This window comes from Yoonia sp. MH D7 (assembly GCF_054439475.1).
Window position 1 is genome coordinate 2,397,609 of the sequence record NZ_JBTJCF010000001.1, and the last position, 24,863, is coordinate 2,422,471.

Annotated in this window: 28 protein-coding genes and 1 pseudogene; 17 read left to right on the forward strand and 12 right to left on the reverse strand. The window is 54.4% G+C overall.

Annotated features, from left to right (window positions below; genetic code table 11):
* Positions 1-37 precede the first annotated feature (37 nt).
* The 11 genes from ACXLHR_RS11800 (at position 38) to ACXLHR_RS11850 (ending at position 8,673) form a co-directional block, all read left to right on the forward strand.
* A complete protein-coding gene (locus ACXLHR_RS11800; RefSeq protein WP_458791629.1) occupies positions 38-862 on the forward strand; it encodes an alpha/beta fold hydrolase in 825 nt (274 codons plus the stop codon).
* Positions 849-1,820 (forward strand): threonine ammonia-lyase, encoded by a 972-nt coding sequence (locus ACXLHR_RS11805; protein ID WP_458792536.1) that lies wholly within the window; start codon positions 849-851, stop codon positions 1,818-1,820. The genes ACXLHR_RS11800 and ACXLHR_RS11805 overlap by 14 nt, the downstream gene beginning before the upstream one ends.
* Positions 1,821-2,110: 290 nt before the next feature.
* Complete coding sequence (gene pcaD, locus ACXLHR_RS11810) at positions 2,111-2,911, forward strand: 3-oxoadipate enol-lactonase (RefSeq protein WP_458791630.1); 801 nt, start codon at positions 2,111-2,113, stop codon at positions 2,909-2,911.
* A 211-nt stretch (positions 2,912-3,122) separates the two neighbouring features.
* Positions 3,123-4,349, forward strand: a complete 1,227-nt coding sequence (locus ACXLHR_RS11815) for a TCR/Tet family MFS transporter (protein ID WP_458791631.1) — start codon at positions 3,123-3,125, stop codon at positions 4,347-4,349.
* A gap of 169 nt (positions 4,350-4,518) precedes the next feature.
* The gene (locus ACXLHR_RS11820; RefSeq protein ID WP_458791632.1) at positions 4,519-4,710 is read left to right on the forward strand and encodes a hypothetical protein; all 192 of its coding nucleotides are present in this window, start codon (positions 4,519-4,521) and stop codon (positions 4,708-4,710) included.
* Between the two features lie 249 nt (positions 4,711-4,959).
* Positions 4,960-5,145, forward strand: coding sequence for a hypothetical protein (locus ACXLHR_RS11825; RefSeq protein ID WP_458792537.1), 186 nt, complete (start codon positions 4,960-4,962; stop codon positions 5,143-5,145).
* Between the two features lie 191 nt (positions 5,146-5,336).
* Positions 5,337-5,942 (forward strand): TetR/AcrR family transcriptional regulator, encoded by a 606-nt coding sequence (locus tag ACXLHR_RS11830; protein ID WP_458792538.1) that lies wholly within the window; start codon positions 5,337-5,339, stop codon positions 5,940-5,942.
* A gap of 95 nt (positions 5,943-6,037) precedes the next feature.
* Positions 6,038-6,712 (forward strand): PspA/IM30 family protein, encoded by a 675-nt coding sequence (locus tag ACXLHR_RS11835; protein ID WP_458791633.1) that lies wholly within the window; start codon positions 6,038-6,040, stop codon positions 6,710-6,712.
* 21 nt (positions 6,713-6,733) lie between these two features.
* Positions 6,734-7,018 carry a hypothetical protein gene (locus tag ACXLHR_RS11840; RefSeq protein ID WP_458791634.1) on the forward strand — a complete coding sequence of 95 codons (285 nt, stop codon included), beginning with the start codon at positions 6,734-6,736 and terminating at the stop codon, positions 7,016-7,018.
* Positions 7,019-7,090: 72 nt separating this feature from the next.
* The gene (locus ACXLHR_RS11845) at positions 7,091-7,732 is read left to right on the forward strand and encodes a lysophospholipid acyltransferase family protein (RefSeq protein WP_458791635.1); all 642 of its coding nucleotides are present in this window, start codon (positions 7,091-7,093) and stop codon (positions 7,730-7,732) included.
* Positions 7,729-8,673 carry a phosphatidate cytidylyltransferase gene (locus ACXLHR_RS11850; RefSeq protein ID WP_458791636.1) on the forward strand — a complete coding sequence of 315 codons (945 nt, stop codon included), beginning with the start codon at positions 7,729-7,731 and terminating at the stop codon, positions 8,671-8,673. Before ACXLHR_RS11845 ends, ACXLHR_RS11850 begins: the two co-directional genes overlap by 4 nt.
* Here ACXLHR_RS11850 and ACXLHR_RS11855 read toward each other — a convergent pair.
* Positions 8,670-9,146, reverse strand: a complete 477-nt coding sequence (locus tag ACXLHR_RS11855) for a CAP domain-containing protein (protein WP_458791637.1) — start codon at positions 9,144-9,146, stop codon at positions 8,670-8,672. The genes ACXLHR_RS11850 and ACXLHR_RS11855 overlap by 4 nt on opposite strands.
* 525 nt (positions 9,147-9,671) lie before the next feature.
* On the opposite strand from ACXLHR_RS11855, the pseudogene ACXLHR_RS11860 reads away from it, so the two are divergent.
* Positions 9,672-9,808, forward strand: a pseudogene (locus ACXLHR_RS11860) (IS30 family transposase); the annotation flags it as partial.
* Here ACXLHR_RS11860 and ACXLHR_RS11865 read toward each other — a convergent pair.
* From ACXLHR_RS11865 to ACXLHR_RS11875, 3 genes are all read right to left on the reverse strand, one after another.
* Entirely contained in the window at positions 9,774-9,986 is a 213-nt protein-coding gene (locus tag ACXLHR_RS11865) for a hypothetical protein (RefSeq protein WP_458792572.1), read from the reverse strand. The pseudogene ACXLHR_RS11860 and the gene ACXLHR_RS11865 sit on opposite strands and share 35 nt — an antisense overlap.
* Positions 9,987-10,075: 89 nt before the next feature.
* Positions 10,076-11,473 (reverse strand): allantoinase PuuE, encoded by a 1,398-nt coding sequence (gene puuE, locus ACXLHR_RS11870; protein WP_458791638.1) that lies wholly within the window; start codon positions 11,471-11,473, stop codon positions 10,076-10,078.
* 48 nt (positions 11,474-11,521) lie between these two features.
* Positions 11,522-11,728: a hypothetical protein gene (locus ACXLHR_RS11875; RefSeq protein WP_458791639.1), complete on the reverse strand. Its 207-nt coding sequence runs from the start codon at positions 11,726-11,728 to the stop codon at positions 11,522-11,524.
* A 188-nt stretch (positions 11,729-11,916) separates the two neighbouring features.
* Between ACXLHR_RS11875 and ACXLHR_RS11880 the strand changes: the two genes are divergently transcribed.
* Positions 11,917-13,533 carry an alpha-glucosidase gene (locus ACXLHR_RS11880; protein WP_458791640.1) on the forward strand — a complete coding sequence of 539 codons (1,617 nt, stop codon included), beginning with the start codon at positions 11,917-11,919 and terminating at the stop codon, positions 13,531-13,533.
* Here the strand turns inward: ACXLHR_RS11880 and ACXLHR_RS11885 are convergent.
* From ACXLHR_RS11885 to rpe, 4 genes are all read right to left on the reverse strand, one after another.
* Positions 13,519-14,448: a HAMP domain-containing sensor histidine kinase gene (locus tag ACXLHR_RS11885; protein WP_458791641.1), complete on the reverse strand. Its 930-nt coding sequence runs from the start codon at positions 14,446-14,448 to the stop codon at positions 13,519-13,521. The genes ACXLHR_RS11880 and ACXLHR_RS11885 overlap by 15 nt on opposite strands.
* Entirely contained in the window at positions 14,433-15,122 is a 690-nt protein-coding gene (locus ACXLHR_RS11890; RefSeq protein ID WP_458791642.1) for a response regulator transcription factor, read from the reverse strand. The genes ACXLHR_RS11885 and ACXLHR_RS11890 overlap by 16 nt, the downstream gene beginning before the upstream one ends.
* Positions 15,119-16,537 carry a DUF4153 domain-containing protein gene (locus tag ACXLHR_RS11895; protein WP_458791643.1) on the reverse strand — a complete coding sequence of 473 codons (1,419 nt, stop codon included), beginning with the start codon at positions 16,535-16,537 and terminating at the stop codon, positions 15,119-15,121. Before ACXLHR_RS11895 ends, ACXLHR_RS11890 begins: the two co-directional genes overlap by 4 nt.
* 87 nt (positions 16,538-16,624) lie before the next feature.
* Entirely contained in the window at positions 16,625-17,311 is a 687-nt protein-coding gene (rpe, locus tag ACXLHR_RS11900) for a ribulose-phosphate 3-epimerase (RefSeq protein ID WP_458791644.1), read from the reverse strand.
* A 117-nt stretch (positions 17,312-17,428) separates the two neighbouring features.
* Here rpe and ACXLHR_RS11905 point away from each other — a divergent pair, with 117 nt between their 5' ends.
* The 4 genes from ACXLHR_RS11905 to ACXLHR_RS11920 are packed head-to-tail and all read left to right on the forward strand — an operon-like array spanning position 17,429 to position 21,863.
* The gene (locus ACXLHR_RS11905; protein ID WP_458791645.1) at positions 17,429-18,262 is read left to right on the forward strand and encodes a helix-turn-helix transcriptional regulator; all 834 of its coding nucleotides are present in this window, start codon (positions 17,429-17,431) and stop codon (positions 18,260-18,262) included.
* A gap of 40 nt (positions 18,263-18,302) precedes the next feature.
* Positions 18,303-19,331, forward strand: a complete 1,029-nt coding sequence (gene deoC / locus ACXLHR_RS11910) for a deoxyribose-phosphate aldolase (protein ID WP_458791646.1) — start codon at positions 18,303-18,305, stop codon at positions 19,329-19,331.
* A 4-nt stretch (positions 19,332-19,335) separates the two neighbouring features.
* On the forward strand, positions 19,336-19,566 hold the full coding sequence (locus ACXLHR_RS11915; protein ID WP_458791647.1) for a hypothetical protein: 231 nt from the start codon (positions 19,336-19,338) through the stop codon (positions 19,564-19,566).
* Positions 19,563-21,863, forward strand: a complete 2,301-nt coding sequence (locus tag ACXLHR_RS11920; protein WP_458791648.1) for an aldehyde dehydrogenase family protein — start codon at positions 19,563-19,565, stop codon at positions 21,861-21,863. Before ACXLHR_RS11915 ends, ACXLHR_RS11920 begins: the two co-directional genes overlap by 4 nt.
* A gap of 9 nt (positions 21,864-21,872) precedes the next feature.
* Here ACXLHR_RS11920 and ACXLHR_RS11925 read toward each other — a convergent pair whose 3' ends face one another.
* From ACXLHR_RS11925 to ACXLHR_RS11940, 4 genes are read right to left on the reverse strand one after another with little or no spacing between them, the layout of a single operon-like run.
* Complete coding sequence (locus tag ACXLHR_RS11925; protein ID WP_458791649.1) at positions 21,873-22,577, reverse strand: DUF1523 family protein; 705 nt, start codon at positions 22,575-22,577, stop codon at positions 21,873-21,875.
* A gap of 8 nt (positions 22,578-22,585) precedes the next feature.
* On the reverse strand, positions 22,586-22,861 hold the full coding sequence (locus tag ACXLHR_RS11930; protein ID WP_458791650.1) for a hypothetical protein: 276 nt from the start codon (positions 22,859-22,861) through the stop codon (positions 22,586-22,588).
* Between the two features lie 2 nt (positions 22,862-22,863).
* Positions 22,864-24,204 (reverse strand): DUF6638 family protein, encoded by a 1,341-nt coding sequence (locus ACXLHR_RS11935; protein ID WP_458791651.1) that lies wholly within the window; start codon positions 24,202-24,204, stop codon positions 22,864-22,866.
* Positions 24,204-24,848, reverse strand: a complete 645-nt coding sequence (locus ACXLHR_RS11940; protein ID WP_458791652.1) for a hypothetical protein — start codon at positions 24,846-24,848, stop codon at positions 24,204-24,206. The genes ACXLHR_RS11935 and ACXLHR_RS11940 overlap by 1 nt, the downstream gene beginning before the upstream one ends.
* Positions 24,849-24,863: the final 15 nt, after the last annotated feature.

The following is a 24,863-nucleotide window of genomic DNA, read 5'->3' on the forward strand; positions in this document are numbered from 1 at the left end:
CAATCTGTCCTACAGACAAATCGAAAGGACCGTAATCATGCCGTTTTTTAACGCCGCTGATGGCACCAAGTTATATTACGAGGAAAGCGGTGCGGGTATTCCTGTGCTGGCTTTGACAGGGCTGACCCGCAATACGGCGGATTTCGATCATGTGGCGCCACACCTTCCTGTCCGGCTAATCCGTATGGATTATCGTGGTCGCGGGCAGTCGGATTGGGCCGATTACAAGACGTATACTGTCCCGCAAGAGGCCGCGGATGCGCTGGCTTTGATGGATCACTTGGGGTTAAAGCAGTCAGCAATTTTGGGGACCTCGCGTGGAGGCTTGATTGCAATGTTACTCGCGGCAACGGCCAAGGACCGCCTGCTGGGCGTTGTGTTGAACGATATTGGCCCCGAGATCGACCCCAAAGGTATGAAGGTGATTGCCAATTACATCGGCAAAAACCCTGTGGAGGATAATCACGAGGACGCGGCCCGTGCGCGTGCGCGCAATTGGGTGCAATTCAAAGGTGTTCCACATGCCCGATGGCTGGCCGAAGTCCGTGCGCATTATGCCCAGACGACAGAAGGGTTGGTGGTGCGTTATGATCCGAAGTTACGCGATGCGGTGCTAGAGGGATTAGAGCAACCGAGTGTAGACTTATGGCCGCTTTATGATGCGTTGGGTGGCTTGCCTTTGGCGTTGATCCGCGGTGCGAATTCGGATCTGTTAAGCGAGGCCTGTGCCGACGAGATGCTACGCCGCCGTCCCGATATGATCCGTGCGGATATCAAAAATCGAGGACATGTGCCGTTTCTGGATGAGAAAGATGCCCGCGATGCGTTGGCTGAATGGTTGGAGGACCTTGATGAACATTGAAATGATCCGTGCTGCGGCACAGCGGATTGCTGGCCACGCGCAGGTCACGCCCCTGCTGTCATCGCCGTTTTTGGATAAGCTCGCGGGGCGTCAAGTGTTGGTGAAAGCGGAATGTTTGCAGCACACCGGATCGTTTAAATTTCGTGGTGGTTGGGCAGCGGTGTCGATGCTGTCGGACGCCCAGTTGATGAATGGCGTCATTGCCTATTCTAGCGGAAACCATGCGCAGGGCGTTGCCTTAGCGGCAAAAGAGTTTAACACGCCAGCGGTGATTTTGATGCCCTCTGATGCGCCAAGAATTAAGATCAATAATACGCGGGCCTTGGGCGCTGAAGTGGTTTTATATGACCGTGCCACCGAGGATCGTGATGCGATTGGCACCCGCATTGCGCGCGAGCGTGGACTGACCTTGATCAAGCCATACGACAATGCGGATGTCATTTCGGGGCAAGGCACGGTTGGCTTGGAAATTGCGACGCAAGCGGCGGCAATCGGGGTGACACAGGCCGAGGTTGTGGTGTGTTGCGGTGGTGGCGGGCTGACATCTGGAATTGCACTGGCGCTGGCGGCGGATGCACCAAAGATGCGGGTGCGCCCTGCGGAGCCTGCGGGGTTTGACGACGTGGCGCGGTCGCTGGCGGCGGATGAAATCCTTACCAATGCAAAATTAAGTGGTTCGATTTGTGATGCTATCGTTACGGCACAACCCGGCGATTTAACGTTTCCGATCATGCAGGCGCACTGCGGAGCAGGGCTAGTTGTCACCGATGAGGAATGTTTACGCGCAATGGGGTTGGCGTATGAACGGCTAAAGATCGTGCTCGAACCCGGTGGGGCTGTGGCATTAGCCGCGGCTTTGTTCCACCCTGATCAGTTTAAAGACGACACTGTGGTTGCTGTTGCCACCGGCGGCAATGTCGACACGGCCTTGTTTCAGCGTGCCCTGGCGACACTCTGAAGCGGAATTCAACTGCGGGTTTCATCGCTAATGATCCGCAGTGGACACTGAAAATGTGACAAGTGCGACATATTATCGACCGTCAACCTATTGCTATGCATATGCAGGATAGGCCGATATCTACGAGCGTGATAGTTTTTGTTGACTCTGGACTTGAAATCTCATTCTTTACCCTAAGGGAGGGTTGTTCAGCGTCCCGCGCAAGCGACGGACCGGACAACAAGTGAAAGCCGCGCAAGGGAAACCTTCAGCGCGGCTTGATCTTTTTCAGAGCATAGGAGAATTTAACGATGCGTGAAATAACGATTGATCAGAACGGTGTGAAAATTCATGCGCGGGTTGATGGCGTGGACCATAAAGTGGCACCCACGGTAGTGTTTGCCAATTCTTTAGGCACGACGTTGCACCTATGGCAGAAGGTGATCCCTTTGTTGCCTGAGGGCCTGAGGATTATTCGCTATGATTTGCGCGGCCACGGTCAATCTGATGTGCCGGCTGCCCCCTATAGCATGGGGCAATTGGTCAGTGACGCAGAAGCGGTGTGTGATGCATTTGAAGTGAAAGATGCGCTGTTTGTCGGTCTGTCAGTGGGCGGTATGATTGCGCAGGGGTTGGCTGTGAAGCGACCCGATTTGATCCACGCATTAGTGCTGTCGAATACGGCTGCCAAGATTGGTAGTCCGGCGCTGTGGCAAGATCGCATTGATACGATCAGGACCCAAGGTTTACCTGCGCTCTCCGAGGGCATTATGCAGCGTTGGTTTGGCCGCGAATTTTATGGGACACGCGACATGGAGCCATGGCAGGCGATGCTCAGTGCTGCCGATCCCACCGGATATATGGGTGTCTGTGCCGCGATTTCTGGCACGGATTTTTACACACCAACCTCTGGTTTGCGCATCCCCACGTTGGGAATTGCAGGCGGCCATGACGGGGCGACTCCTGCTGACCTAGTGCGGGAAACCGTTGATTTGATCCCTGGGTCACAGTTTAAGGTGATGCAAAAATGTGGGCACCTGCCCTGCGCTGAGGATCCGATTGCTTACGCCGAGATCCTGTCGGATTTCATAAGAAGTATTGGCCATGTTTGAGGTTTCTTGAACCCGCGGCTCTTGCAGCATCGCGTGAATATAGACCGTGAAGTGAAGCCAGTTGCCCCTCAACCTGCCGCGGCTAGTAAGAGATACGCAGGCGTCACATTTACCGCTTTCGGCTGGTCCTGAGAGGCCATCCGGACTTTATCGGCTATTGCACATGACGCAAAACGGGATAGATCGTAAAGTGTGTATCTGGGGATCATCCATGTCAAATCGCTTGCCCGTGATTTTTATTCTACTGACGGTTGTGATCGACAGCATGGGCATTGGCCTGATTATGCCGGTTATGCCCGACCTGATCCAAGGTCTTGAGGGCGGTGATCTGGGGCAAGCTGCGCTTTGGGGCGGAATTTTGGCGACGATATTTGCCGCGATGCAGTTTCTGTTCGGTCCTACGGTGGGTTCACTTTCGGATCGTTTCGGGCGACGTCCGGTTTTATTGATAGCACTTGTGGTGATGGCATTTGACTATGTCCTGATGGCACTTGCCGGCACGATTTGGCTGCTGGTTGTGGGGCGTGTGATTGGTGGCATTACTGCCGCGACCCATTCAACAGCGAGTGCCTATATGGCGGATATTTCCGGACCCGAAGACAAGGCCGCGAACTTTGGCCTGATAGGTGCGGCCTTTGGCGTCGGTTTTGTGCTTGGTCCCTTAATGGGTGGCTTATTAGCAGAATACGGAACGCGTGCCCCGTTTTGGGCGGCGGCGATTTTGGCGGGTATGAATGCGGTGTTTGGTTATTTTGCTTTGCCCGAAACAGTCACCGACCGTATTCGCAGGCCGTTTGACTGGCGGCGGGCGAACCCGTTGGGCGCATTCAGAAACATCAATAAATTGCCCGGATTAGGTCGTTTGATGATCATCAGTTTTGTTTATTCCATTGCATTTTTTGTCTATCCCAGTGTGTGGGCCTACTTTGGCAAGTTGCAGTTTGGCTGGGGACCAGGGATGATCGGACTATCGCTTGCGTCATTCGGGATTGGCATGGCTGTGGTACAAGGCTTCTTGATCCGCCCGGTTTTGAAACGGATTGGTGAGCGCAATGCAGTGATGCTTGGTCTTGGCATCGACGTTCTGGCGTTTGTGATGCTGGGTTTTGTGACCAACGGGTGGATTGCCCTTGCGCTGACACCGTTCACTGCATTGGGTTCGATTGCAGGGCCTGCATTGCAAGGCATCATGTCGCGCACCGCTTCTGACAATCAGCAAGGCGAGTTACAGGGCACGCTGACCTCGATCAACGCAGTGGCCACGATTATTGCACCTTTGCTTATGACGCAGCTGTTCTTTTTCTTTACGCACGAGGATGCGCCGCTTTATCTGCCCGGCGCGCCGTTTCTGTTTTCCGCGATTGTGGTGCTGGGCGCGATGGCGATATTTGTCCCCGCTCGTCGCGCGATCCCGCCGAGAGATCTAGATCACAGATAAATTCGGGATTGGCCTAGCGTTTGGCTGTGAGAGTAGCAGTTTCAGATTGCCCTCAAAAGAACGTTGCGATGGCCAAAATCAAAACCACCGTTTACCATAAATTTGCTGCGAAGGACGGCGTGCTTGCCTCCGATGACGCTCCTTAAGATGCAGCGCGGATGCAGTTTCTGTGACTGTCGAAATCGTGCCCGTTTACAATCATGCGCCAAAATATCTGGCCGCGGGTGGCAAGGTTGTAATGGTTGGCATGCCGCATATCGGTGATGCGGCCACCTATGATCCGGACGGCATGACCGCTGTTGGCCAAGGTATGGTCGGATCAAAAACAGGCAACACCGTGATTGCGCGCGACGTTCCTTAGAATGGTTGATTTGTCTCAGCAGGCTCGCTTGAAACTAGATGAAATGGTCTCTGGCACATGGACGTTAGAGCAGATTATCGAAGCGATAGCAGACACAAAAACGCTATAGGCCAAGCGCAACGTCATCGTTTTCGACTAAGTTCTGGTTTTTTCTAAAGTACTTAAAGAATCATGCGCCGAGCTGTTATTTGGCACCCATAGGTATTTTAAGCTGCCGGCGCTATTCGTTTGAGTCAAGCCTTCGATCCGTTGTCACCGCTTTGGTATGAAGACCTCACGCCGCGAGATATGGATATGCGGGCCGTAACCAGTGCCGTGCGCATTCCCGTGGCGACGGGTGGGCGGTTGACGACACTCACAGAGTTTGCGGCGGCGCTAAAAACGGGTCATCGGTGGAGGATGGATATATTCCTGTGCCATTTGCTACGGGGTTAAGTGTTGAAGTCGATGAATCGCTTGCGCGCGCATCCGTTTGATGGGGATGGGTTACTTTTGCAGATGCAAGAAGATCCGATTGGCTATCATGCGGCTAATAATTTTGCGTGCGGTGCACCTGTGTAAGAGTGGCCCCTTCCCTGCCACGCAAACCTGACCTATGGTGAACTGCGTTCAATATGAGGTACAACATGGCGGGTAAAGTGGCAGAGCGGCGCAAGGTTTTGCGCGACGATTTGGTGAATATCGCAGAGGCGGCGATCGCGCGCGACGGGCTGATAGGGCTGCGCGCGCGGGATTTGGCGACGCAGGCGGGCTGTGCATTGGGCGCAATCTATAACGTCTTTGGCGATTTGAACGATCTGGTGCTCGCAGTCAACGCGCGCACGTTTCGTGCTTTGGGCGCACAGGTTGCGGCCTCATTGGCGCACGCGCCGCAAGACCCGACCGAACGATTGATCATCATGGGTCACGCCTATCACGAATTTGCCGCGCAGCATCATAACCTGTGGCGCGCGCTGTTTGACTTGGATCGCGCAGAGGGCGTTGAAGCCCCTGACTGGTATCTGACCGAAATGGGGCAGCTATTCACCTATATCCACGATCCTCTTGCGGCGCTGAATCCAAAAATGGCCCCCGATGAACTGATGCTTTTGACCAAAGCGTTGTTTTCATCCGTGCATGGAATCGTGTTATTAGGGCTGGACGAAGCTAATGCAGGCGTGCGCACAGATAATATAGACGCCATGATTTCCCTTATTTTAAAGCAAATGACTGGCGCCAAACCACTCTGGTGAACGACGTTCATTTTATTCTTGCTATACAATATGATTAATACTAAAACCATTTTATGAACAGTGTTCACGCACTGATTGGGAAACTGGAGTTAGACATGTTCAAAACGTTAAGCACCCTGATTACAGGCGCAAATGCAAGAGCTGAAGATCGCGTTCGTGACGCCTTTGCAATCGAGCTGATCGATCAAAAAATCCGCGAAGCAGACCAAACGTTAAAAGCCGCAAAAGCCACTCTCGCCAGCTTGATCCAGCGTCAACGCTCTGAGGATCAACAGCGCCATGCCTTGCAAAACCGCATTGCCGATCTGACCAAACGCGCCACAGCAGCGCTTCACGCCGATAACGAAGCACTGGCAGCCGAGGCTGCGACGGCCATTGCACAGATGGAAAACGAGCTGACCATCCGCAACACAACCCTGACACGTTTGGACCAAAAAGTTCTGCGTTTACGCTCTAGTATCGAGGCGGGCCATCGTCGCGTTATCGACCTGAAACAAGGTGCAATCCAAGCACGCGCGGTGCGCCGCGAACAAGATATTCAAGTGCGCATGGGTCCTGTTTCACAAGGCAGCAGTGTCGAAGAAGCCGAAGAATTGATTGCCCGTGTTTTGGGCCGCGATGATCCGTTTGAACACAGCGAGATTCTGTCTGACATCAACAAAGGCCTCTCGCACGGCACGATTACAGATCGCCTTTCTGACGCAGGGTTTGGCGATGCCAGCCGCGCCACAGGTCAATCTGTTCTCGATCGTTTAAAATCAACAAAATAACTTTTCCCAGGAGTAAGGCTCATGAAGTCCAATAAATCAGACAACTCACTTATCATGTTCTTTAACGGCTTTTCCGTTTTAGTGGCCTACGGAATGCTCGCGCTTTCGCTATATATGTCGCCCGAAGTGCCGCTTTCGACCAAGGGCTTCTGGGGGATTGGTATTCTCTTACTGACGCTTGCTTTGGTCAATTTTGTAAAATACCGCTTTGATGACCGCCTCTCCGAGGATCGCATTCAGCGCCTAGAAGAGGCCCGCAACGAGAAATTGCTGTCGGACTATGTGAGCGACAGCGACCAAAAATAAGCTGAGGGGAAGGGCGGGGTAAAACCTATCCTTCCTGCTTTCATATCCGCAAATCCCCGTTAAGGTTCGATTATGAATATCCTTCGCCCCTTCGCCGCCCGCGTCACAGGCCATTGCATTCGGTTATTTGCCCGCGCGATCACCGCAGTGCGCGCCGATTGGCAAGGAATTGAACCGATCCCGCGTCAGCGGGTTTATTATTCAAATCATACATCCAATGGCGATATGCCAATGATTTGGTCGGTGTTGCCCCCTGCCCTGCGCCGCGAAGTGCGTCCTGTAGCAGCGGCTGATTACTGGCTGAAAAATAAACTGCGGGCATTTATTGGGCCTGAGGTTTTTAACTGTGTGTTGATTGATCGCAGGCCCGAAGTGAATGACAATCCAATGGATAAGATCCTTGCGGCGCTGGACGAGGGTTCGTCACTGATCATTTTCCCAGAGGGCAATCGCAATATGGGCGAAGACGATTTGCTACCGTTCAAAGCGGGGCTTTATAATATGGGCTTGGCGCGGCCTGATGTCGATCTGGTACCGACATGGGTTGCGAACCTGAATACAATTATGCCCAAGGGCGAGATCATTCCGCTTCCGTTGATTTGCACCGTGACATTTGGTGCGCCGGTGCATGTGCAAGAGGGCGAGAGCAAAGATGCGTTTCTCGCGCGTGCTGCCCGTGCGCTGTCCGACCTCAAACCGCAGGTGTCATCATGACTGGAACCACAAGCGATATTATCTGGCTGACATTGGGTGCGTTTTTCATTTTGGTTGCCCTGACGTTTTTGGGTGAAGTGCTGCGCGCGCGCCAAGAACCGGATACGCAAAACCCTGTATTAGAAACCTATATGACCCGTGTGCAAAGCTGGTGGGGCATGGTTGCACTGGTCGGAATTGCGATGCTTTTGGGCAAGGTCGGCGTGATTGTGCTATTTGCTTTTGCGTCCTTTGCCGCTCTGCGCGAATTTCTGACGCTGACGGCCAAAGCTCAGGCGGATCACATGTCGCTCGCACTTGCATTCTTTGTCGTGCTGCCGCTGCAATATATTTTCGTCGCGCTGAACTGGCAGGGATTATACGCAATTTTCATTCCCGTTTACGCTTTTTTGTTGCTACCAATTGTCTCGGCGCTGCGCGGCAATGCCAACAAGTTTTTGATCCGCGTTGCCGAGACCCAATGGGCCTTGATGATCGCCGTATTCTGTGTGAGCCACGTGCCCGCATTAATAAATCTAGATTTCGAAGGTAGCGGCGGGCGGTCTATTTTGCTGGTGACGTTCCTTGTGATGGTCGTACAATTGGGCGATTTACTGGAATATTTTTTTGGTCGCCGCATCGGACGTACAAAAATTGCCGCGGGCCTCTCGCCAAAGACATGGGAAGGTGTGGCCTGTGGAGTAGGCTCTGCGATATTGATTGGCGGGCTTTTAAGCTGGATCACACCGTTTGGTGTATTGGGGGCAATGGCGATGGCCGGAATTGCTTCGATTGTTGGTATGTTTGGCAATATCGTTTTCGCCGCTATCAAGCGTGACCGCGGCGTCAAAGATTGGTCCCACCTTATTCCGGGACAAGGCGGGTTCGTCGACCAGTTAGACAGCGTGGTTTTTGCGGCCCCGATTTTCTACCATCTAACGAAGTATTTCTGGGCGGTTTAATCCTCTGTTGCCATGACAAGAACCCAGCGCGTATCGCGGCCGGTGCCAGAAACGCCAAGCCCGAAGTCTTCCAGGCTTTGCGCGTTCAGCATTGCATCATGCGCTGGCGAGTCTTGCCATGCCCGAAGGGTGTCCGCCTCTGATTGCTGACCACCCGAAAGGTTCTCACCCCATGCCCGAGGAGTGTAACCCTGCGCGATGATACGGTCCTCGACATCGCCGCCTTCGGGTGAAATGTGATTAAAGTAGTCGCGCTTTACCATATCGTCCGCGTGCCCCTGTGCGGCAGCATCAAGTCTGCTGTCATAGGTTACGGCATTTGCGCCATTCCCAATACGCACTTTGTTCAGGATATTTCCAAACGATTGGTCGCGAGGCGATGTCACGGGTGGCTCATATGCCATGCTACCAATAGATGTTCCGCCACATGCGGCAAGCCATCCAAGACTAAACAGCGCCAAAAGATATTTCATAAGTTGCTCCTCGAACTTCGCATCAATACGAGGACAAGCTTTCACAAAACAGTTTACTTTTGATTAATCCGCTTCATCCACCAATCACTTGATATGCTACTCAACGGCCTGTGTTTCAGGCAAACAATGACACACCCGAACCCGATTGAACAGCCGGCCGCCGATAAGCGAGGCAAAAAGCCGGTTAACCGACATCGCACCCCGCGTCGCACAAAGCTATAAAGAACGCGGGATTGGTCCCGCCCTTCCCGTCAAAGACACGCCCTTTAGCGCACCTTCGGCGATTAGCCGCGAGGTCCGACGCAATTATGGCATTGAGAGTTATCGCACGACGGCTTCAGAGAACTGTGCTCTTCGTCCTAAGTTATGCAAGTTTGCTGGCTCAAACGCACGTTCACAGGAGCGGCATACGCACTAACAGGAAGGGTATTGCGTAGTAATTTCCAAAGTGGGAACCATCTTTCGAAGCATTATATTCGAACTCGCCTGACGATGGCACCTGACGTTGATGTCTACCGTTGCGCCGCGAAATCACCGTGGCAACCCGGATCAAACAAGAACACAACCGACTACTGAGGCAATACTTGCCGCGCGGAACTGGTTCATCCATTCATTCGCAAGTAAAACTCAGCGCACTCGCGAGGCAGCTAAATGAACGCCCCCCGCAAAACCGTGCAATACAAACACCCAACCCCGCACAGGACAACTCGCCCACCACCGCAGGTTCACCAACTGCAGGATGTAGTGGCCCAGCTTTTGCCAATCTTCATCGGTCGGCACTTTGCCCAGATACCGAACCTTGCCGTTCAAATGAAACCCGATTGATATAGGTTTGGCCAAGTTTCCAAGCGGCTCACCTCATGCAAAAAAGGCGCCCACTTGGGACGCCCTGATTTGGTTAGTCTTAAAATATCCCATCTTAATCGGGTCTACGGCAGCAAATCCATCAAACGAAACTCCGCAATCCTCTCAACTTGTTTGCAGGCAATGGCAAATTCAGCGGCACGGTCATGCGAAATGCGTTGCGCGAATGCCGCCATAATGCCGGCTTTGGTATGATCACGCACGGCGATGATGAACGGAAACCCGAATTTTTCGGTGTATTGATCATTCATCGCGACAAAACCTGCACGTTCATCATCAGTAAGCGCATCAAGGCCTGCGCCCGCTTGCTCGGCAGTGCTTTCTGCCGTCAAACGCTTGGCTGCGGCTAGCTTCCCCGCCAGATCAGGGTGTGCTAGCAAAACGCCCAAACGCTCGTCTTCGCTGGCAGAGCGGAACATGCGGGCAAGCGCATTGTGCAGGCCGACAGCCGTGTCATGCGCAGGGCCTAACTCCAACCCATGCGCGCGCTCGGCAATCCACGGGGAATGCTCGAAGATGCTGCCATAAAGCGCAACAAACCGCGCTTGATCCATCTGGCTTGGACGCTCATAGCGCACATGCGGATGCGTCGTAGCCCAATGATCTGCGATCTGCTCACGGGTGGCAAACCAAACGCCGTCATGGCCTTGCGCATACTCGATAAACTGGCGCAGCGCCTCAACACGGCCCGGACGGCCGATCAAACGACAATGCAAACCAATCGACATCATCCGTCCGCCTTCACGATACAACGCGTCAAAGCTGGCTTTCAGATAATCATAAAACTGCTGCCCAGAGTTAAACCCTTGCGGCGTCGCAAAGCGCATGTCGTTGGCGTCCAGCGTGTAAGGCACGATCATCTGATCGATATCGCCAAATTCCATCCAATACGGCACATCATCGGCATAGGTGTCGGCAACATAGGCAAACTGCCCCGTTTCAGCAGCAAAGCGCACAGTGTTGTCCGAACAACGCCCTGTATACCAGCCACGCGGCGGCTCGCCCACAACTTCGGTATGCAACCGAATGGCCTCTATCATATCAGCGCGCTCTTTCTCTTCGGAGGCGTCTTTATACTCGACCCACTTCAACCCGTGGCTGGCAATTTCCCAACCCGCCGTTTTCATCGCATTAACCTGCGCAGGATTGCGGGCAAGCGCTGTGGCCACCCCGTAAACGGTGATGGGCAGGTCTGCCAGCAAGCGGTGCAACCGCCAGAAACCGGCACGCGCACCGTATTCATAAATGCTTTCCATGTTCCAATGACGCTGGCCGGGCCACGCCGCAGCCCCAACGATTTCGGACAAAAATGCCTCTGATGCAGCGTCGCCATGAAGGACGTTATTCTCGCCGCCTTCCTCATAGTTTAGCACAATTTGCACCGCAATTTTGGCCGCATTGGGCCAATTCGCAGCAGGTGGTGTTGGCCCGTGGCCATACATGTCGCGCGGATATCGGTTCATTGAAAGCTCCATTTGCCTCACGTTAGAACAAGTAAATCACTTTCTGTTTCAAAAAAAACACGAAACACCGTCAAACAGGATTTTCCATCCGATCAGGCCGGTAAGCAGAAGGCGTGCTCGCGGTGCGCCCATGATCTCCGCAGCGGCCAATTGCTCGATAAGCCGGGACAGCCTGGTCCCCGAACGCATCATTGCCGAATAAACCCTGTCAATCCAGTCGACCACTGGCAACTCGTCAGCAGGCACAGAGCGCATTGTAAAGTTGTCCTATGCAATTTTCAGTTCGACCTGAGTTCATCCAAGCGCAACCAAAAATAACCTTCGCCTACCGCTCCTTGTAATCTTTCTCACAATAAAGGACGCAGGGCACCCACGAATACAATGCAAAATCTACCTGTTTGCGCTAACAGGAATAGATAACTCGAATCGCAAAGGGACAGAAAATGCGGGAATGGTGGCGCGACGCAGTAATCTATCAGATCTACCCACGGTCTTTTCAGGACACAACTGGTAACGGCGTGGGTGACCTTGCGGGGATCACAAAGCGATTGGATCACGTCGCTGACCTTGGAGCCGACTGCATCTGGCTCTCACCAATCTTCACCTCGCCGCAAAAAGACATGGGATATGATGTATCAAACTACACCAACATCGACCCGTTGTTTGGCACTCTCGACGACTTTGATGTGATGATTTTACGCGCGCATCAATTGGGTCTGAAAGTGATCACCGACCAAGTGTTGTCGCACACGTCTGACCAACATCCGTGGTTCAAGGAAAGCCGCAAAAGCCGCGACAATCCCAAAGCCGATTGGTACGTCTGGGCTGACCCATTGCCTGACGGCAGCCCGCCGACAAACTGGCACAGCCACTTTGGCGGGCCTGCTTGGGAGTTCGATCCGCAGCGCGGTCAGTATTACTTGCACAACTTCTTGGGCTCACAGCCCGACCTCAACTACCACTGCCCCGACGTGATCGAGGCGATCTTGGACACCTGCAAATTCTGGCTTGACCGTGGCCTCGACGGGTTCCGTCTTGATACGGTCAACTACTTTTTCCACGACAAAGAACTGCGCTCAAACCCCGCAGCCCTAGCCGCCCCGCAAGTCATGGCGACCGATTTATACGGGATGCAAAGCAACATCTACAACAAAACCCGCCCCGAAAATATCGCGTTTATAAAACGGCTACGCAAGCTCACCGACCAATACGACGACATCATGATGGTCGGCGAAGTGGGTGAAATGGGGCAACGCTCCATCGAGATCATGGGCGAATATACAGAAGGAAAAGACCGCCTGCATATGGCCTATAGCTTTGCGATGTTAGGGCCGGATTTCAACGCTGAACACTTTCGCAATTGTATCAAAGGGTTCCAAAAAGGTGCGCCAGAAGGCCATCCGAAATGGTCGTTCTCGAACCACGATGTGCCACGGCACGTGACCCGTTGGTTACCGCACGCCGTGTCCGAGGACGCAATTGCACGCCAGGCCTGTGCGATGCTGATGGGTTTTGAGGGTACCATCGGGATCTATCAGGGCGAAGAGTTGGGACAGACAGAAACCGAGCTGCTGTTCGAAGAACTGACCGACCCACCCGCGATCCGCTATTGGCCCGCGGTCAAGGGACGCGACGGATGCCGCACGCCGATGGTCTGGGAAAAAGACGCACCAAACGCGGGATTCTCGACAGGCACGCCTTGGCTGCCAGTAAAGCCACCGCAAGCGGCCAAAGCAGTCGATCACCAAGGCGCGAATAGCGTCTTGGCATTCTACAAAGACATGATCGCGTTTCGCAAAAATACACCAGCGCTGCGGTCAGGAAAGACAGCTTTCCACGACCTGCCCGAACCCATTTTGGGCTTCACCCGCACGGCAGGAAATCAACTAATTACATGCGTTTACAACCTGTCAAAACGCCCGGCCACACTTACGGTCAAAGGCACCGCAGAGATCACAGGTCACCACACTGCAGCGCTTGCGAACGGAGTACTTTCGCTGCCTGCAAACGGGTTTGTATTCTTGACGCACGAGCATGACCTTACCCTAAAAGCGAATTAGAAACGTCGCGCCGGCTCCTTCTCCAATCGCAATACTGGCCCCCTGTGCGGCCAGTAACCTGCGCACAATCGGCAAGCCCATGCCCGTACCACCTGCGTCTCTGCGCGTGGTGAAAAACGGATCAAAAACACGCGCGCGGTTGCCCTCCGAAATACCGGGCCCATCGTCGGAAACCGCCAGGCTGTCGTCAACATAATTCAAGGTAACGCGTGTCGCGCCATGCGTTTTTGCGTTGCTCACCAAATGCCCTAAAACAATACGCATCACGTCTGCATTGATCGGTATCTCGCCGTCCGTCAAAACTCGCGCGCCCATCGCCACGTCAGACAATAAACAGACGCCAGCGGGCATCGGCTCTTGCGCTTTTGCCAAGTCACGTTGCGCCTCTAACAAGGCCGTCATGCGCTGCGTTGCGCCTTGCACGCGCGCGATCAATGCGGCGTGGTCTTTTTGAGATAAGCTCGTGTCAGACAGTAATTCTGCTGCACCCGAAATCACGGTCAAGGGCGATTTCAACTCGTGGGTCACGTGATCCGCATAAGAACGCAAGACATCAGTGCGCGCCTGCAATGTCGTGTTCATTTGGCGCACGGCCTGACCCAATTCCGAGAATTCTGGCGTGCCAAAATGCGTCGGGGTTTGCACATCTGTGCCGCCCTTCGCGACCTCGCGCGCATAGGCGGTCAACGTCTGCACGGGACGCAACACGAGCCGCCAAAGCAAAAAGCCTAAAAGAACTGTCGCGGCAAAGGCGAGCCAGCCAATAATCCAACTGGTCTCGGCCCACCCAAGCACGCCACCCGCGACCCGAAAATACCCGATCCCTAACAGTGGCAGCGAGAAAACGGCCAACAACGTCCCCGCTAAAACCAGCACCAAGGGCGGACGCCATTTGGCGATCAAGCGGCGCGACATGGACCCATCCGAATACCAATGCCATGCACCGTTTCGATCGCATCAATACAGCCGTACGCTTTCAATTTCGCGCGTAAATTCCGCAGATGACTATCCATTGTGCGGTCGCTAACATGAATATTCGTCCCATAAACCGCATCAACAATTGCAGGGCGCGGCATCACGTTATCGGGCCTGCGCATCAACTGCACCAACAGGTCCATTTCACGACTGGTCAGCACAACAGAAGCCTCTCCGATATGGCAGGCATGTCGCTCTGGATCAACACTCAACACCCCGCGTCGCAGCACCGCAGATGGCACCGACGCAGGCAGGGCACGTTTCAAAACCGCACGAATACGGGCGACCACTTCACGCGGCGAAAACGGTTTGGACACATAGTCATCCGCCCCCATTTCCAGCCCGACAATACGGTCAATTTCGTCGCCCTGCGCGGTCAGAAACAGGATCGGCACATCACTGGTTTTGCGCAATTCTCGACAGACAGTCAGCCCGTCCATTTCAGGCATCCCGATATCAAGCACCAGCAAATCAGGGCTCAAACTATGCGCCATTTGCAGCGCCTGCTGACCGTCCGCCGCCACCGCGACGGTCATACCTGCCTGCTCGAGCGCCATGCGCAAAACATCGCGAATACCCGCGTCGTCATCGGCAATTAAAATATGCTGGCTCATGCCCCTTGCTCCGCGTTAAGTGCTATCAAGTTACGGCGCAGGCGGGCATTGCGAAACCCCCAATCGCGGATATCGTGCGGGGTCGAAAGCCGTTGCGAATATCCCGCGCACATACCGCTGCCATACCGCTCCACGGCGACTGCGGCTTCTGGCTCCAAGCTGCAAACATAGTGTTGATCTAGCGGACCAACAGTCAATTGATGGCGCGCGACATACCCCGAGACATTCACTAAACTACACATGTAAATCGCAACAAACCCGATACAAAATGCGCGGGTTAACATCCAATACGTGCTTTGGTGCTGCACAATTTGCATGACCAAAACAACCAGGCCTAAAGCCACAACAGCCATCCAGACAAAAGCCGCAAAACGCAGATGCGTCATGCCATACACATCAACATACAGGTCCAACCGCAAGATCGACGAGATCACCAAAAGCAGCGTTTGCGCGACCCAAACCAGCAACAACACCCGCATCACACGCCCATCCAACCACGGCTGTGCCACCAGCGCAAACCCACCCGCAAGCAGCGCAGTCGCCATCAAGGGATACGCCCCGCGATGTGCGTAAGTAGCATAACTCATCCCGTCAGGCAGGCGTACACCACCCCACAAATACCCGAGATCCAGAACGCTTTGCATCGCAAAAATCAGGTTGAATACCACAAGCGCGCGTAAGACTGAGCGCGCATTCATATAAACCGCAGAGGTCGTTTTACGCGGTTTGGCGACATCGACGATATGCAAATTCATCTGCGTCACGCGCAGCATCGGCCAGACAAGCACCGCAACAAAAACCCACGCCAAAATACGCTCGATTGAAGGTGCATTTTTGAAATCAATCGCAGAAATCCAGTTTTCAACCAACGGGTTTGCAACAATCATCAAGGTCAAAAAAACGCCGCCGACAACAACAGGCAGCAGCCAATCCAACACCAGCGACTTGGACGGCCCGCGCAGTTCAGCAGCTTGCAAATCGCGATAGGTCTGCCCAACGCCCCAAAACGGCAACCGCACCGCAGCGCGCAAAACATGTGGACCACTGATAATCGCAGCAAAGATCAGTAGCCCCGTACAGGCCATCACAAACGACAGAAACTGCACCACATCAATCGCAGGGATCACGCTGACGATTAACACAAACCACGCGATTGCGGCATGCTTACGATCCACTTGCGCACGCATCACCCACTGCGCCGCCGCCGCCACCAAAATTACCGCCATCACAAAGCCAAGGCCCAGCGACGTCCGCAAAGCCAAGATATCGATCATGACAATAAGCAGCACAAAAATCCACCACGGCCGCGCGACAACCACCTTGCCGCTGCCTACGCCCGTCTGGCTATCAGCAGCAATCCACCACGCATCTGTCTGCAACGATCGCGGTAAACCGCGCACTGTCATCGGTGTCATCTGTCTGTCCCTTTTAATATTATTTAGAGCAGACCTAGACGTCACTGGTGCAAAGACACCATCGCGCTTGTGCAGTTTTTGCGCAGTTTAAAGCACCGCGTTTGCCGCAGCACGGATCGCGGCAAGGTTCACACCATATGGCGCAGGATCAGCCACAGACCCACCACGGAACACCGCAGAACCCGCGACCAAAACGTCAGCCCCCGCCGCCGCGACCAAAGGCGCGGTCGTTGGGTCAACACCGCCATCAATCTCGATATGGATTTCGCGATCGCCAATCATCTTGCGCAACTCGGCCACCTTCGCCGTCATGTCGATGAACTTCTGCCCACCAAATCCGGGGTTCACAGTCATCACGCAAACCAGATCAACCATATCCATCAAATCGGCCACCGCACTCGCGGGCGTGCCGGGGTTGAGTGCGACACCAGCTTTACACCCGAGGCTGCGAATGTTCTGCAACGTGCGGTGAATGTGCGGGCCAGCCTCGACATGCGCTGTGATAAAATCGGCCCCCGCTTCGGCAAACCCTTCGAGGTAGGCGTCCACTGGCGAGATCATCAAATGCACGTCCATCACCGTTTTGATATGCGGACGGATCGCCTTGCAGGTCTGTGCTCCAAAAGTGATCGCAGGCACAAAATGCCCATCCATTACATCGACATGAATCCAATCCGCGCCTTGCGCCTCAACCGCCTGAATCTCTACGCCAAAATTGGCAAAGTCGGCGGCAAGAATGGAAGGTGCGATCTTGATGGAACGATCAAAAGTCATCTGTTTGGTCCTCAAAACTGGATATTTAACACGGGTTTAACGTCTACGTCGCCCCGCGTCACGCATCCATTCACAATAGTTGCAGCGCAACTCAAAATCTTGTGCTATTTTAACATTATGACAAGAACGTTTCTTCAGTCTCAGGATGTCTTGCGCGACGGAACCGCCGCGCATATCACCCGCGCTCAGGTCACACCAACGCGCCCTAAAGCGTTGCACAGCCAAGATTTTTATCAAATGTTCTGGGTGCAAAACGGCACATTGCGCCACCATCATCAGGGCGGCGTCAAAACGCTGACCGAAGGCGCGGTTGTCTTCATACGCCCCAATGATCTGCATGCTATGCAAGGCCGCGGCGATGATACGCTTGTGGTCTCGCTTGCTCTACACCCCGATCTGATCACAGTACTTGGCGAACGGCACACCGCATTGTCAGGGCAACTGTTTTGGGCCGACGGCATCGAAATCCTGCACCGCGACACCACGGCGCTGATTGCATTGAATAAAGCAACGATGTGCTTAGAGCGCACCACCCTTGACCCATTCTCGGTCGAGGCATTTCTGCTACCGCTTTGCGCAGAAATGTTGACCCAGAACACGTCTCACGATGCGCCAACATGGCTGACCAACGCGATCACTGCGGCCGCCGATCCCGCGGTGTTTCGCGCTGGCGCTGCGGGCTTTGTCATGCAAACGGGGCAATCCCACCCACACGTCAGCCGCACACTCAAACGCGTGATGGGCATCAGCCCCTCTGACCTGATCAACCACCACCGCATGACATTTGCTGCGCGGAAATTGACAGGCACCTCCGAAACGCTGAACGATATCGCCACCAACTGCGGCATCCCGAACCTGTCGCATTTCCACAAAGTTTTCAGCAAAGCCCACGGGCTGACCCCACACCAGTTTCGCCGCAAATATCAACGTGACGTCGTTCAACCAGACTAACATTGACCAGTTGGTCAAAACTTGCGAATACAAAACCATCATGACACGCTTCCCGCCAGTGCAGGAGACCGCTTTGCAAACCACAAAAACCGACACCATCCGCCCCGCGCAATTGCCGCAAGTCCATGAACCGCGCAACGCGGTGATGCCGCTGGACCTTGATTGGGTTGCAAGCGTGCAGGCCAATACCTCTGCGATTGAACGCCGTGCCGCGTCCCTTCCCGGACGGCGCAGCGTGAAAAAAGAATATCAAGCCGCGTGGCTGTGCAAAGCCGTCAGCCTGATCGACCTGACAACCCTCTCGGGCGACGATAGCGAAGGGCGCGTGCGGCGCTTGTGCGCCAAAGCACGCCAGCCCGTATCGCAAGACATTCTCGAAAAACTGGGCATGGAGGGCCTGACCACAGGTGCGGTCTGCGTTTATCACGACATGGTTGAAACAGCGGTCGATGCGCTGCGCGGCACAAATATCCCCGTCGCTGCTGTCTCCACAGGCTTCCCCGCAGGCCTCTCTCCGTTCCATCTGCGCATCCAAGAAATCCGCGAAAGCGTGGCAGCGGGGGCATCCGAAATCGACATCGTCATCTCGCGCCGCCATGCTCTGACAGGGAACTGGCAAGCGCTTTATGACGAAATGGTCGAGATGCGGAACGCCTGTGGCGATGCTCACGTGAAAGCGATCCTTGCAACTGGCGAACTCGGCACCCTGCGCAACGTCGCGCGTGCCTCGCTTGTCTGCATGATGGCTGGCGCGGACTTCATCAAAACCTCGACCGGCAAAGAACCGGTCAACGCCACCCTGCCCGTCACTCTGACCATGATCCGCGCGATCCGCGACTTTCAAGCGCGCACAGGTATCAAAGTTGGCTACAAACCCGCTGGCGGCATTTCCAAAGCCAAAGACGCCATTGTCTACCTCGCGATGATGAAAGACGAACTCGGCGACCGCTGGCTGCAACCCGACCTTTTCCGCTTCGGCGCTAGCTCCCTCTTGGGCGACATTGAACGGCAACTCGAACACCACGTCACAGGCAGCTACTCTGCCCAGTGGCGGCACGCGATTGGATAAGACAATGGCTGACAAATCAGATCTTCAAGAATGGGTAATCGACGGCCTGAAAGCAAACGGTGGAGAGGTTCATCTTAGCAAAGTTGCCAAGTATATTTGGGACAATCATGAAGCGGACCTCCGCGCGTCGGGCGATCTCTTTTACACGTGGCAGTATGATATGCGATGGGCCGCACAAAACCTTCAGAAAGTTGGAAAACTCAAAAAGCTTTCAAAGACGTGGAGACTAACATGACAGTTAAAGAGATTTTCGACACCATGGACTACGGCCCTGCCCCTGAAAGCAGCAAAGAAGCGCTCGCGTGGATCGCGGATCGTGGCGGCATTGCTGGCCACTACATCAACGGTAAGTTCAGCCACCTGCGCGACGACTTCGCGACGGCCAACCCCGCAACGGGCGTCAAACTCGCAGGCGTCACCAAAGGCACCGCTGACGAAGTGGCCCTTGCCGTGAAAGCCGCCCGCAAGGCACAGGTCGCATGGGCCAAAGACAGCCACGCCCGCGCCCGCACCCTCTACGCCATTGCGCGACTGATGCAAAAACACAGCCGCCTCTTGGCCGTGATGGAAACACTCGACAACGGAAAACCGATCCGCGAGAGCCGCGACATCGACGTGCCCTTGGCCACCCGACACTTTTACTATCACGCTGGCATGGCGCAACTCATGGACGAAGAACTGCCCGACGCTCAGGCGCTTGGCGTCTGCGGTCAGATCATCCCATGGAACTTCCCGCTCCTCATGCTCGCGTGGAAAATCGCGCCCGCACTGGCGATGGGCAACACCGTCGTTCTTAAACCCGCCGAATTCACCCCAATGACCGCGATGGTCTTTGCAGAAATTTGCGACCAAGCGGGCGTGCCTGCGGGCGTCGTGAACATCATCACAGGCGACGGCGAAACAGGTGCAGCCCTCGTAGCCTCCGACGTTGATAAAATCGCCTTCACTGGGTCCACCGAGGTCGGGCGCATCATCCGCAAAGCGACCGCAGGATCAGGCAAAGCACTCTCGCTCGAACTGGGCGGCAAATCGCCCTACATCGTGTTCGACGACGCCGACATCGACTCTGCCGTCGAAGGCCTCGTTGACGCAATCTGGTTCAACCAAGGTCAAGTTTGCTGCGCTGGCTCGCGTCTGCTCGTGCAAGAAGGCATTGCAGACCGCTTCTACGCCAAACTCAAATCCCGCATGAGCGGCCTACGCATCGGCGACCCACTCGACAAATGCATCGACATCGGCGCCATCGTCGACCCAAGCCAACGGGACATGATCGCCAAACTGGTCGCGGACAATACCGAAGGCGACACCTTCCAAACGTCAGCCCCAGAAGGCTGCTTTTACCCGCCAACACTGATCACAGGGCTGCACGCGGCATCGCACCTGATGCAAACTGAAATCTTCGGCCCCGTGCTCGTCTCTACCACCTTCCGCACACCATCCGAAGCGGTGGAAATCGCGAACAATACACGCTACGGCCTCGCAGCATCGGTCTGGTCCGAGAACATCAATCTGGCTCTCGACATTGCACCAAAACTCGCCTGCGGCATTGTCTGGGTCAACGGCACCAACATGATGGACGCCGCCGCAGGTTTTGGCGGCGTGCGCGAAAGCGGCTTTGGTCGCGAAGGCGGATGGGAAGGCCTAAACGGCTACACCAAACCAAAAGTAGCGGGCAAACCACGCGTATCAGCCACGCCACACACAGGCAAAGACGCAGCCTCCGACCAGCTGGATCGCACTGCAAAACTCTACATTGGCGGCAAACAAGCCCGTCCCGACAGCGGTTATTCCACCGCAGTGTTCGGCCCGAAAGGCGCATTCTTAGGCCACGTCTCCACAGGCTCACGCAAAGATATCCGCAACGCGGTCGAAGCGATGAATGCCGCAAAAGGCTGGTCCAAATCCACCGGCCACCTGCGCGCACAAATCCTCTACTACATGGCCGAAAACCTCTCGGCACGCGCGGATGAATTTGGCAAACGCATCGCCGCACTTACAGGAAAATCAGGCGCAACCGAGGTCCAAAACAGCATAAAAGCACTGTTCACCTATGCTGCTTGGGCCGACAAATACGACGGCCAAGTGCACGGCGTACCGATCCGCGGCGTAGCACTCGCGATGAAAGAACCCGTCGGCAATATCGGCATCCTCTGCGGTGACGCACCCCTCTTAGACGTGATCACCCCCATGGCCGCCGCCATCGCGATGGGTAACCGCACCACACTGGTCCCATCAGCCGCCTATCCACTGGCCGCGACCGACCTGGTCCAAGTCTTAGAAACATCAGACGTGCCCGCAGGCGTCGTGAACATCGTCACGGGCAATCACGCGGAACTGGGTAAAACACTGTCAGATCACTACGACCTCGACAGCCTTTGGAACCTCGCAGACACCTCACTCAACGCCCAACTTGAGGCAGCGGCCGCAGGCAATCTGAAACGGACGTGGTGCCCCCTCGGCACACCATCCGCAAAAGATTACCTTGCAGCCGCAACAGAGGTGAAAAACATCTGGATCCCTTACGGCGAGTAGAACCAATACCTAGGGGGTTCGCCCCCTAGGTCTTCTTTTCCATGTGCCGAACCAACGGCTCACACGGCCCCTTTTCTCGGCAATGTCGGCGCTCGCTTCATCGTAGCGATGCTCGGCACGGTCCAACAACGGATCAACAGCACGCTCGCGAAACTGGTTCCACATTGCGCGAACGAACGCGATTCCTACAATCAAAAACCCAAAGAAGAAAATATTGAACCACGGAATAATCCGCACATCAGGACCTTCCACAGGCTCCAGGCTCACAGCATTGGGGAAAATCGACATGAACGGTATCCGCCAGCCATAATGCGTGATCACCACCCAGTTTCCGCCGACAGACGTTTCGCTCTTGCGTGCCTGCACCGTGGCTTGCCCATGCAAATTCGAGCTATCAAACTTGAAATACGGCGGCCAAATCCAGCCAGTATCCTCGTTACGATAAACCATCGTTTCCATCGCATCACGCGGCACAAACCCTAACAACATTGTCTTCTTCTTCTCAGCGAAGATATAGAAAACATCGCGATTTTCCATCTCGACACTGCCACCGTCGGCTTGCGCATAAAACCAGCGGTTAAACGACCCAAAATCGGTGCGGCGCGGCTCTGCTTGACTGATCTGAACCACATCGTGCTGCGGCAAAACATAGTGCAAAAACAGACCCGCAATCACGAACAGTGCAACACGGAAAATTACTTTGATACGGTGCATAACAGCCCTCAGCTCATATTTGTGACAAAGACAATCGCGACCACGATTATCGTCGGAATAATGTAGACCAAGCCAATCAGCTTGGGACGAAAAGACGCGTTATAGGCGGTGATCCCTTGGGCAACATAGGCGTCGCGGGCATCCATATCGGTGCTGCCTACGTTTTCCTCACCCCAGGCATCCTCCAGCTTTTCACGGCGCACAGAGCGCGAGTAGACCGAAATCGACAGGTAAATCACGCTTAGGCCCAAGAACCCAAATAGCACCAGTCGTATAAAACCCATTCCTACCTCCTTCGCACCGCACCCCAGGGGCCAACAGCGTCAATCATATCACGCTTTACCGGTTTTGGCTCTTCCAAAGGCGCATCATGCCCAAACAGCGCTTCGCGCGTGCCTGCCTTATCCACTTGATATTCGCGGTCCAAAAAGTCCACGACATAGGCGCGCTTTTCGTCCGGCCAAGTGGCGTAGGCGCCGTAAAATGCCTCCTTATGGCAAATAAACAACTGGCGGACATCCAATGGCGTCAGCTCGGCCAGCAACATATTCACCAAATCCGCATCTGCATGATCCTTGGCGCGCAGCGTGTAAAAATACGCATCATGGTCCGAAGTGATACGCGGCCAGTCGCCGTCCTCCTCAGCCCAGCGCGCCAGTGCGGCTAAGCCCTGCCAAGCCTCTGGCAGTTTTTTAGCGTAACGACGTCCTAAAATACGCAGATCACGGCGCGTCGCCCCCGCCAAATCCTCCCCCATATCAGCCGCAACCGAGGCCACGATAAAATCCATCTTCTGGTGCAAAATCGCCGCCGCATCGAGGCCTCGCGCCTCAACAATCGGCTCAACCAGATCGTTCAATTTGAGGAACTTGGCAATCGCACCGCGATCCTCCAACCCGAACACATGCTCCACAGGCAAATCGTCCAAATCCGTATCAGACGCCGCAATCACGGCAGGATGCGGCACGCCACGAAACACATACATGCCGCCGAAATGTGAGGTCCAGAAATTTTCCTGCGCAAATTCCATGGTCGCCAACTGGATCGGATTACGCGTCACGTCGCCCGTTTCTTTGGCCAACCCGATCATCTTGGCGATCAACACATCATCAAACCACGCGCCGTCCTCGGTCTTGAACTGGTCGATCATTTTGCCGAGCTTCTTACCCGTCGCCAAAGTCCCCGACGTGGTATCCGCCTCAATCGTAATGCGGCGAATATCAAACAAACGCGCGGGCGTATCGACACTATAAACCGAATTCACCAACTCCCCCGCCACAGCATCCCGCGCGGTCAGCGCAAACAATTGCGCACGGTTCCGCTCGATAAACTGCTTCAAAATCCCACGCGAAGTAGAGAACTTGGCCCCCAACAAAGGCGCCGTAGCCTGCTCCGTGGTCAACAAAATAAACTGACGGTTCACACCGCGATGGTTGAGATACAACTCATCCCCCAGCTCCGCCCCCACCTCAGGCGAATACCCCGAAATATCCACATGAAACTCGGCCAACGCGGTCTGCTTCCCCGTCAACGACCTCAACGCACGATTATACCGCTCCACCAAAACAGAGCTATCAACACGCACAAGATTGCCAAACATCATGCCTTTTTCAATGAGACGTTTCATCAAAAATCTCCTGCGCTTTTCTTATCAAGAAACTTCTTCACTTCTTTGAAAATGTCTCTGCAATTTCTAGTAAAGTCATCCTCCACATCACACGATGATGATTGATAAAAAACAAGATACTTGTCGAAGCTACTGTCTCCATTATTTGACAAATCGTCAGATGCGTAGCGCGGATCTTTTGTTCTCAGATACTTCTCTACTTCCACCGCGAGTTCAGATTGGTACCTCCAAAGATCCGAAAAAGACTTAGAAATCACGTCACCCCAAATTACCTTAGATTCGATCAGAAGTGGGTATAACTTTTCTCGCGTTTCCTCGACCTTGCTCCAACGTGCTTGATATACTTTTTCGAGGTCTAAAAACGAACTATCTCCATTCACTGGCGGTTCATTTGCTTTACCTGTAGCTCGGCTAACCTCAGTTGATAAAATGTCAGGATTTCTAACTTTAGCAACCGCTTCGCGATTCATGTAAAGAAGAACTAAGATTGACCGCGCTAAATCCCTTTCTCGCGACCATTTAGCTTCACTTTTCCAGCTATCTAACGCCCTCGCCGCAGTCACCGCTCCCCAAAAAGCTGCCGTTCCCGCAAGTAAGCTGGCGAAAGCGATCATGACATCAGGAGCACCATGCAAATCCCACATTTTATTGTCCTTCTA

What these genes read in the sequence shown, in the direction of transcription:
- ACXLHR_RS11800 (WP_458791629.1), top strand. Translation starts at nt 38, where the DNA reads ATGCCGTTTTTTAACGCCGCTGATGGCACCAAGTTATATTACGAGGAA.
- pcaD (WP_458791630.1), top strand. Translation starts at nt 2,111, where the DNA reads ATGCGTGAAATAACGATTGATCAGAACGGTGTGAAAATTCATGCGCGG.
- ACXLHR_RS11815 (WP_458791631.1), top strand. Translation starts at nt 3,123, where the DNA reads ATGTCAAATCGCTTGCCCGTGATTTTTATTCTACTGACGGTTGTGATC.
- ACXLHR_RS11830 (WP_458792538.1), top strand. Translation starts at nt 5,337, where the DNA reads ATGGCGGGTAAAGTGGCAGAGCGGCGCAAGGTTTTGCGCGACGATTTG.
- ACXLHR_RS11835 (WP_458791633.1), top strand. Translation starts at nt 6,038, where the DNA reads ATGTTCAAAACGTTAAGCACCCTGATTACAGGCGCAAATGCAAGAGCT.
- ACXLHR_RS11840 (WP_458791634.1), top strand. Translation starts at nt 6,734, where the DNA reads ATGAAGTCCAATAAATCAGACAACTCACTTATCATGTTCTTTAACGGC.
- ACXLHR_RS11845 (WP_458791635.1), top strand. Translation starts at nt 7,091, where the DNA reads ATGAATATCCTTCGCCCCTTCGCCGCCCGCGTCACAGGCCATTGCATT.
- ACXLHR_RS11850 (WP_458791636.1), top strand. Translation starts at nt 7,729, where the DNA reads ATGACTGGAACCACAAGCGATATTATCTGGCTGACATTGGGTGCGTTT.
- ACXLHR_RS11855 (WP_458791637.1), bottom strand. Translation starts at nt 9,146, where the DNA reads ATGAAATATCTTTTGGCGCTGTTTAGTCTTGGATGGCTTGCCGCATGT.
- puuE (WP_458791638.1), bottom strand. Translation starts at nt 11,473, where the DNA reads ATGAACCGATATCCGCGCGACATGTATGGCCACGGGCCAACACCACCT.
- ACXLHR_RS11875 (WP_458791639.1), bottom strand. Translation starts at nt 11,728, where the DNA reads ATGCGCTCTGTGCCTGCTGACGAGTTGCCAGTGGTCGACTGGATTGAC.
- ACXLHR_RS11880 (WP_458791640.1), top strand. Translation starts at nt 11,917, where the DNA reads ATGCGGGAATGGTGGCGCGACGCAGTAATCTATCAGATCTACCCACGG.
- ACXLHR_RS11885 (WP_458791641.1), bottom strand. Translation starts at nt 14,448, where the DNA reads ATGTCGCGCCGCTTGATCGCCAAATGGCGTCCGCCCTTGGTGCTGGTT.
- ACXLHR_RS11890 (WP_458791642.1), bottom strand. Translation starts at nt 15,122, where the DNA reads ATGAGCCAGCATATTTTAATTGCCGATGACGACGCGGGTATTCGCGAT.
- ACXLHR_RS11895 (WP_458791643.1), bottom strand. Translation starts at nt 16,537, where the DNA reads ATGACACCGATGACAGTGCGCGGTTTACCGCGATCGTTGCAGACAGAT.
- rpe (WP_458791644.1), bottom strand. Translation starts at nt 17,311, where the DNA reads ATGACTTTTGATCGTTCCATCAAGATCGCACCTTCCATTCTTGCCGCC.
- ACXLHR_RS11905 (WP_458791645.1), top strand. Translation starts at nt 17,429, where the DNA reads ATGACAAGAACGTTTCTTCAGTCTCAGGATGTCTTGCGCGACGGAACC.
- deoC (WP_458791646.1), top strand. Translation starts at nt 18,303, where the DNA reads ATGACACGCTTCCCGCCAGTGCAGGAGACCGCTTTGCAAACCACAAAA.
- ACXLHR_RS11915 (WP_458791647.1), top strand. Translation starts at nt 19,336, where the DNA reads ATGGCTGACAAATCAGATCTTCAAGAATGGGTAATCGACGGCCTGAAA.
- ACXLHR_RS11920 (WP_458791648.1), top strand. Translation starts at nt 19,563, where the DNA reads ATGACAGTTAAAGAGATTTTCGACACCATGGACTACGGCCCTGCCCCT.
- ACXLHR_RS11925 (WP_458791649.1), bottom strand. Translation starts at nt 22,577, where the DNA reads ATGCACCGTATCAAAGTAATTTTCCGTGTTGCACTGTTCGTGATTGCG.
- ACXLHR_RS11930 (WP_458791650.1), bottom strand. Translation starts at nt 22,861, where the DNA reads ATGGGTTTTATACGACTGGTGCTATTTGGGTTCTTGGGCCTAAGCGTG.
- ACXLHR_RS11935 (WP_458791651.1), bottom strand. Translation starts at nt 24,204, where the DNA reads ATGAAACGTCTCATTGAAAAAGGCATGATGTTTGGCAATCTTGTGCGT.
- ACXLHR_RS11940 (WP_458791652.1), bottom strand. Translation starts at nt 24,848, where the DNA reads ATGTGGGATTTGCATGGTGCTCCTGATGTCATGATCGCTTTCGCCAGC.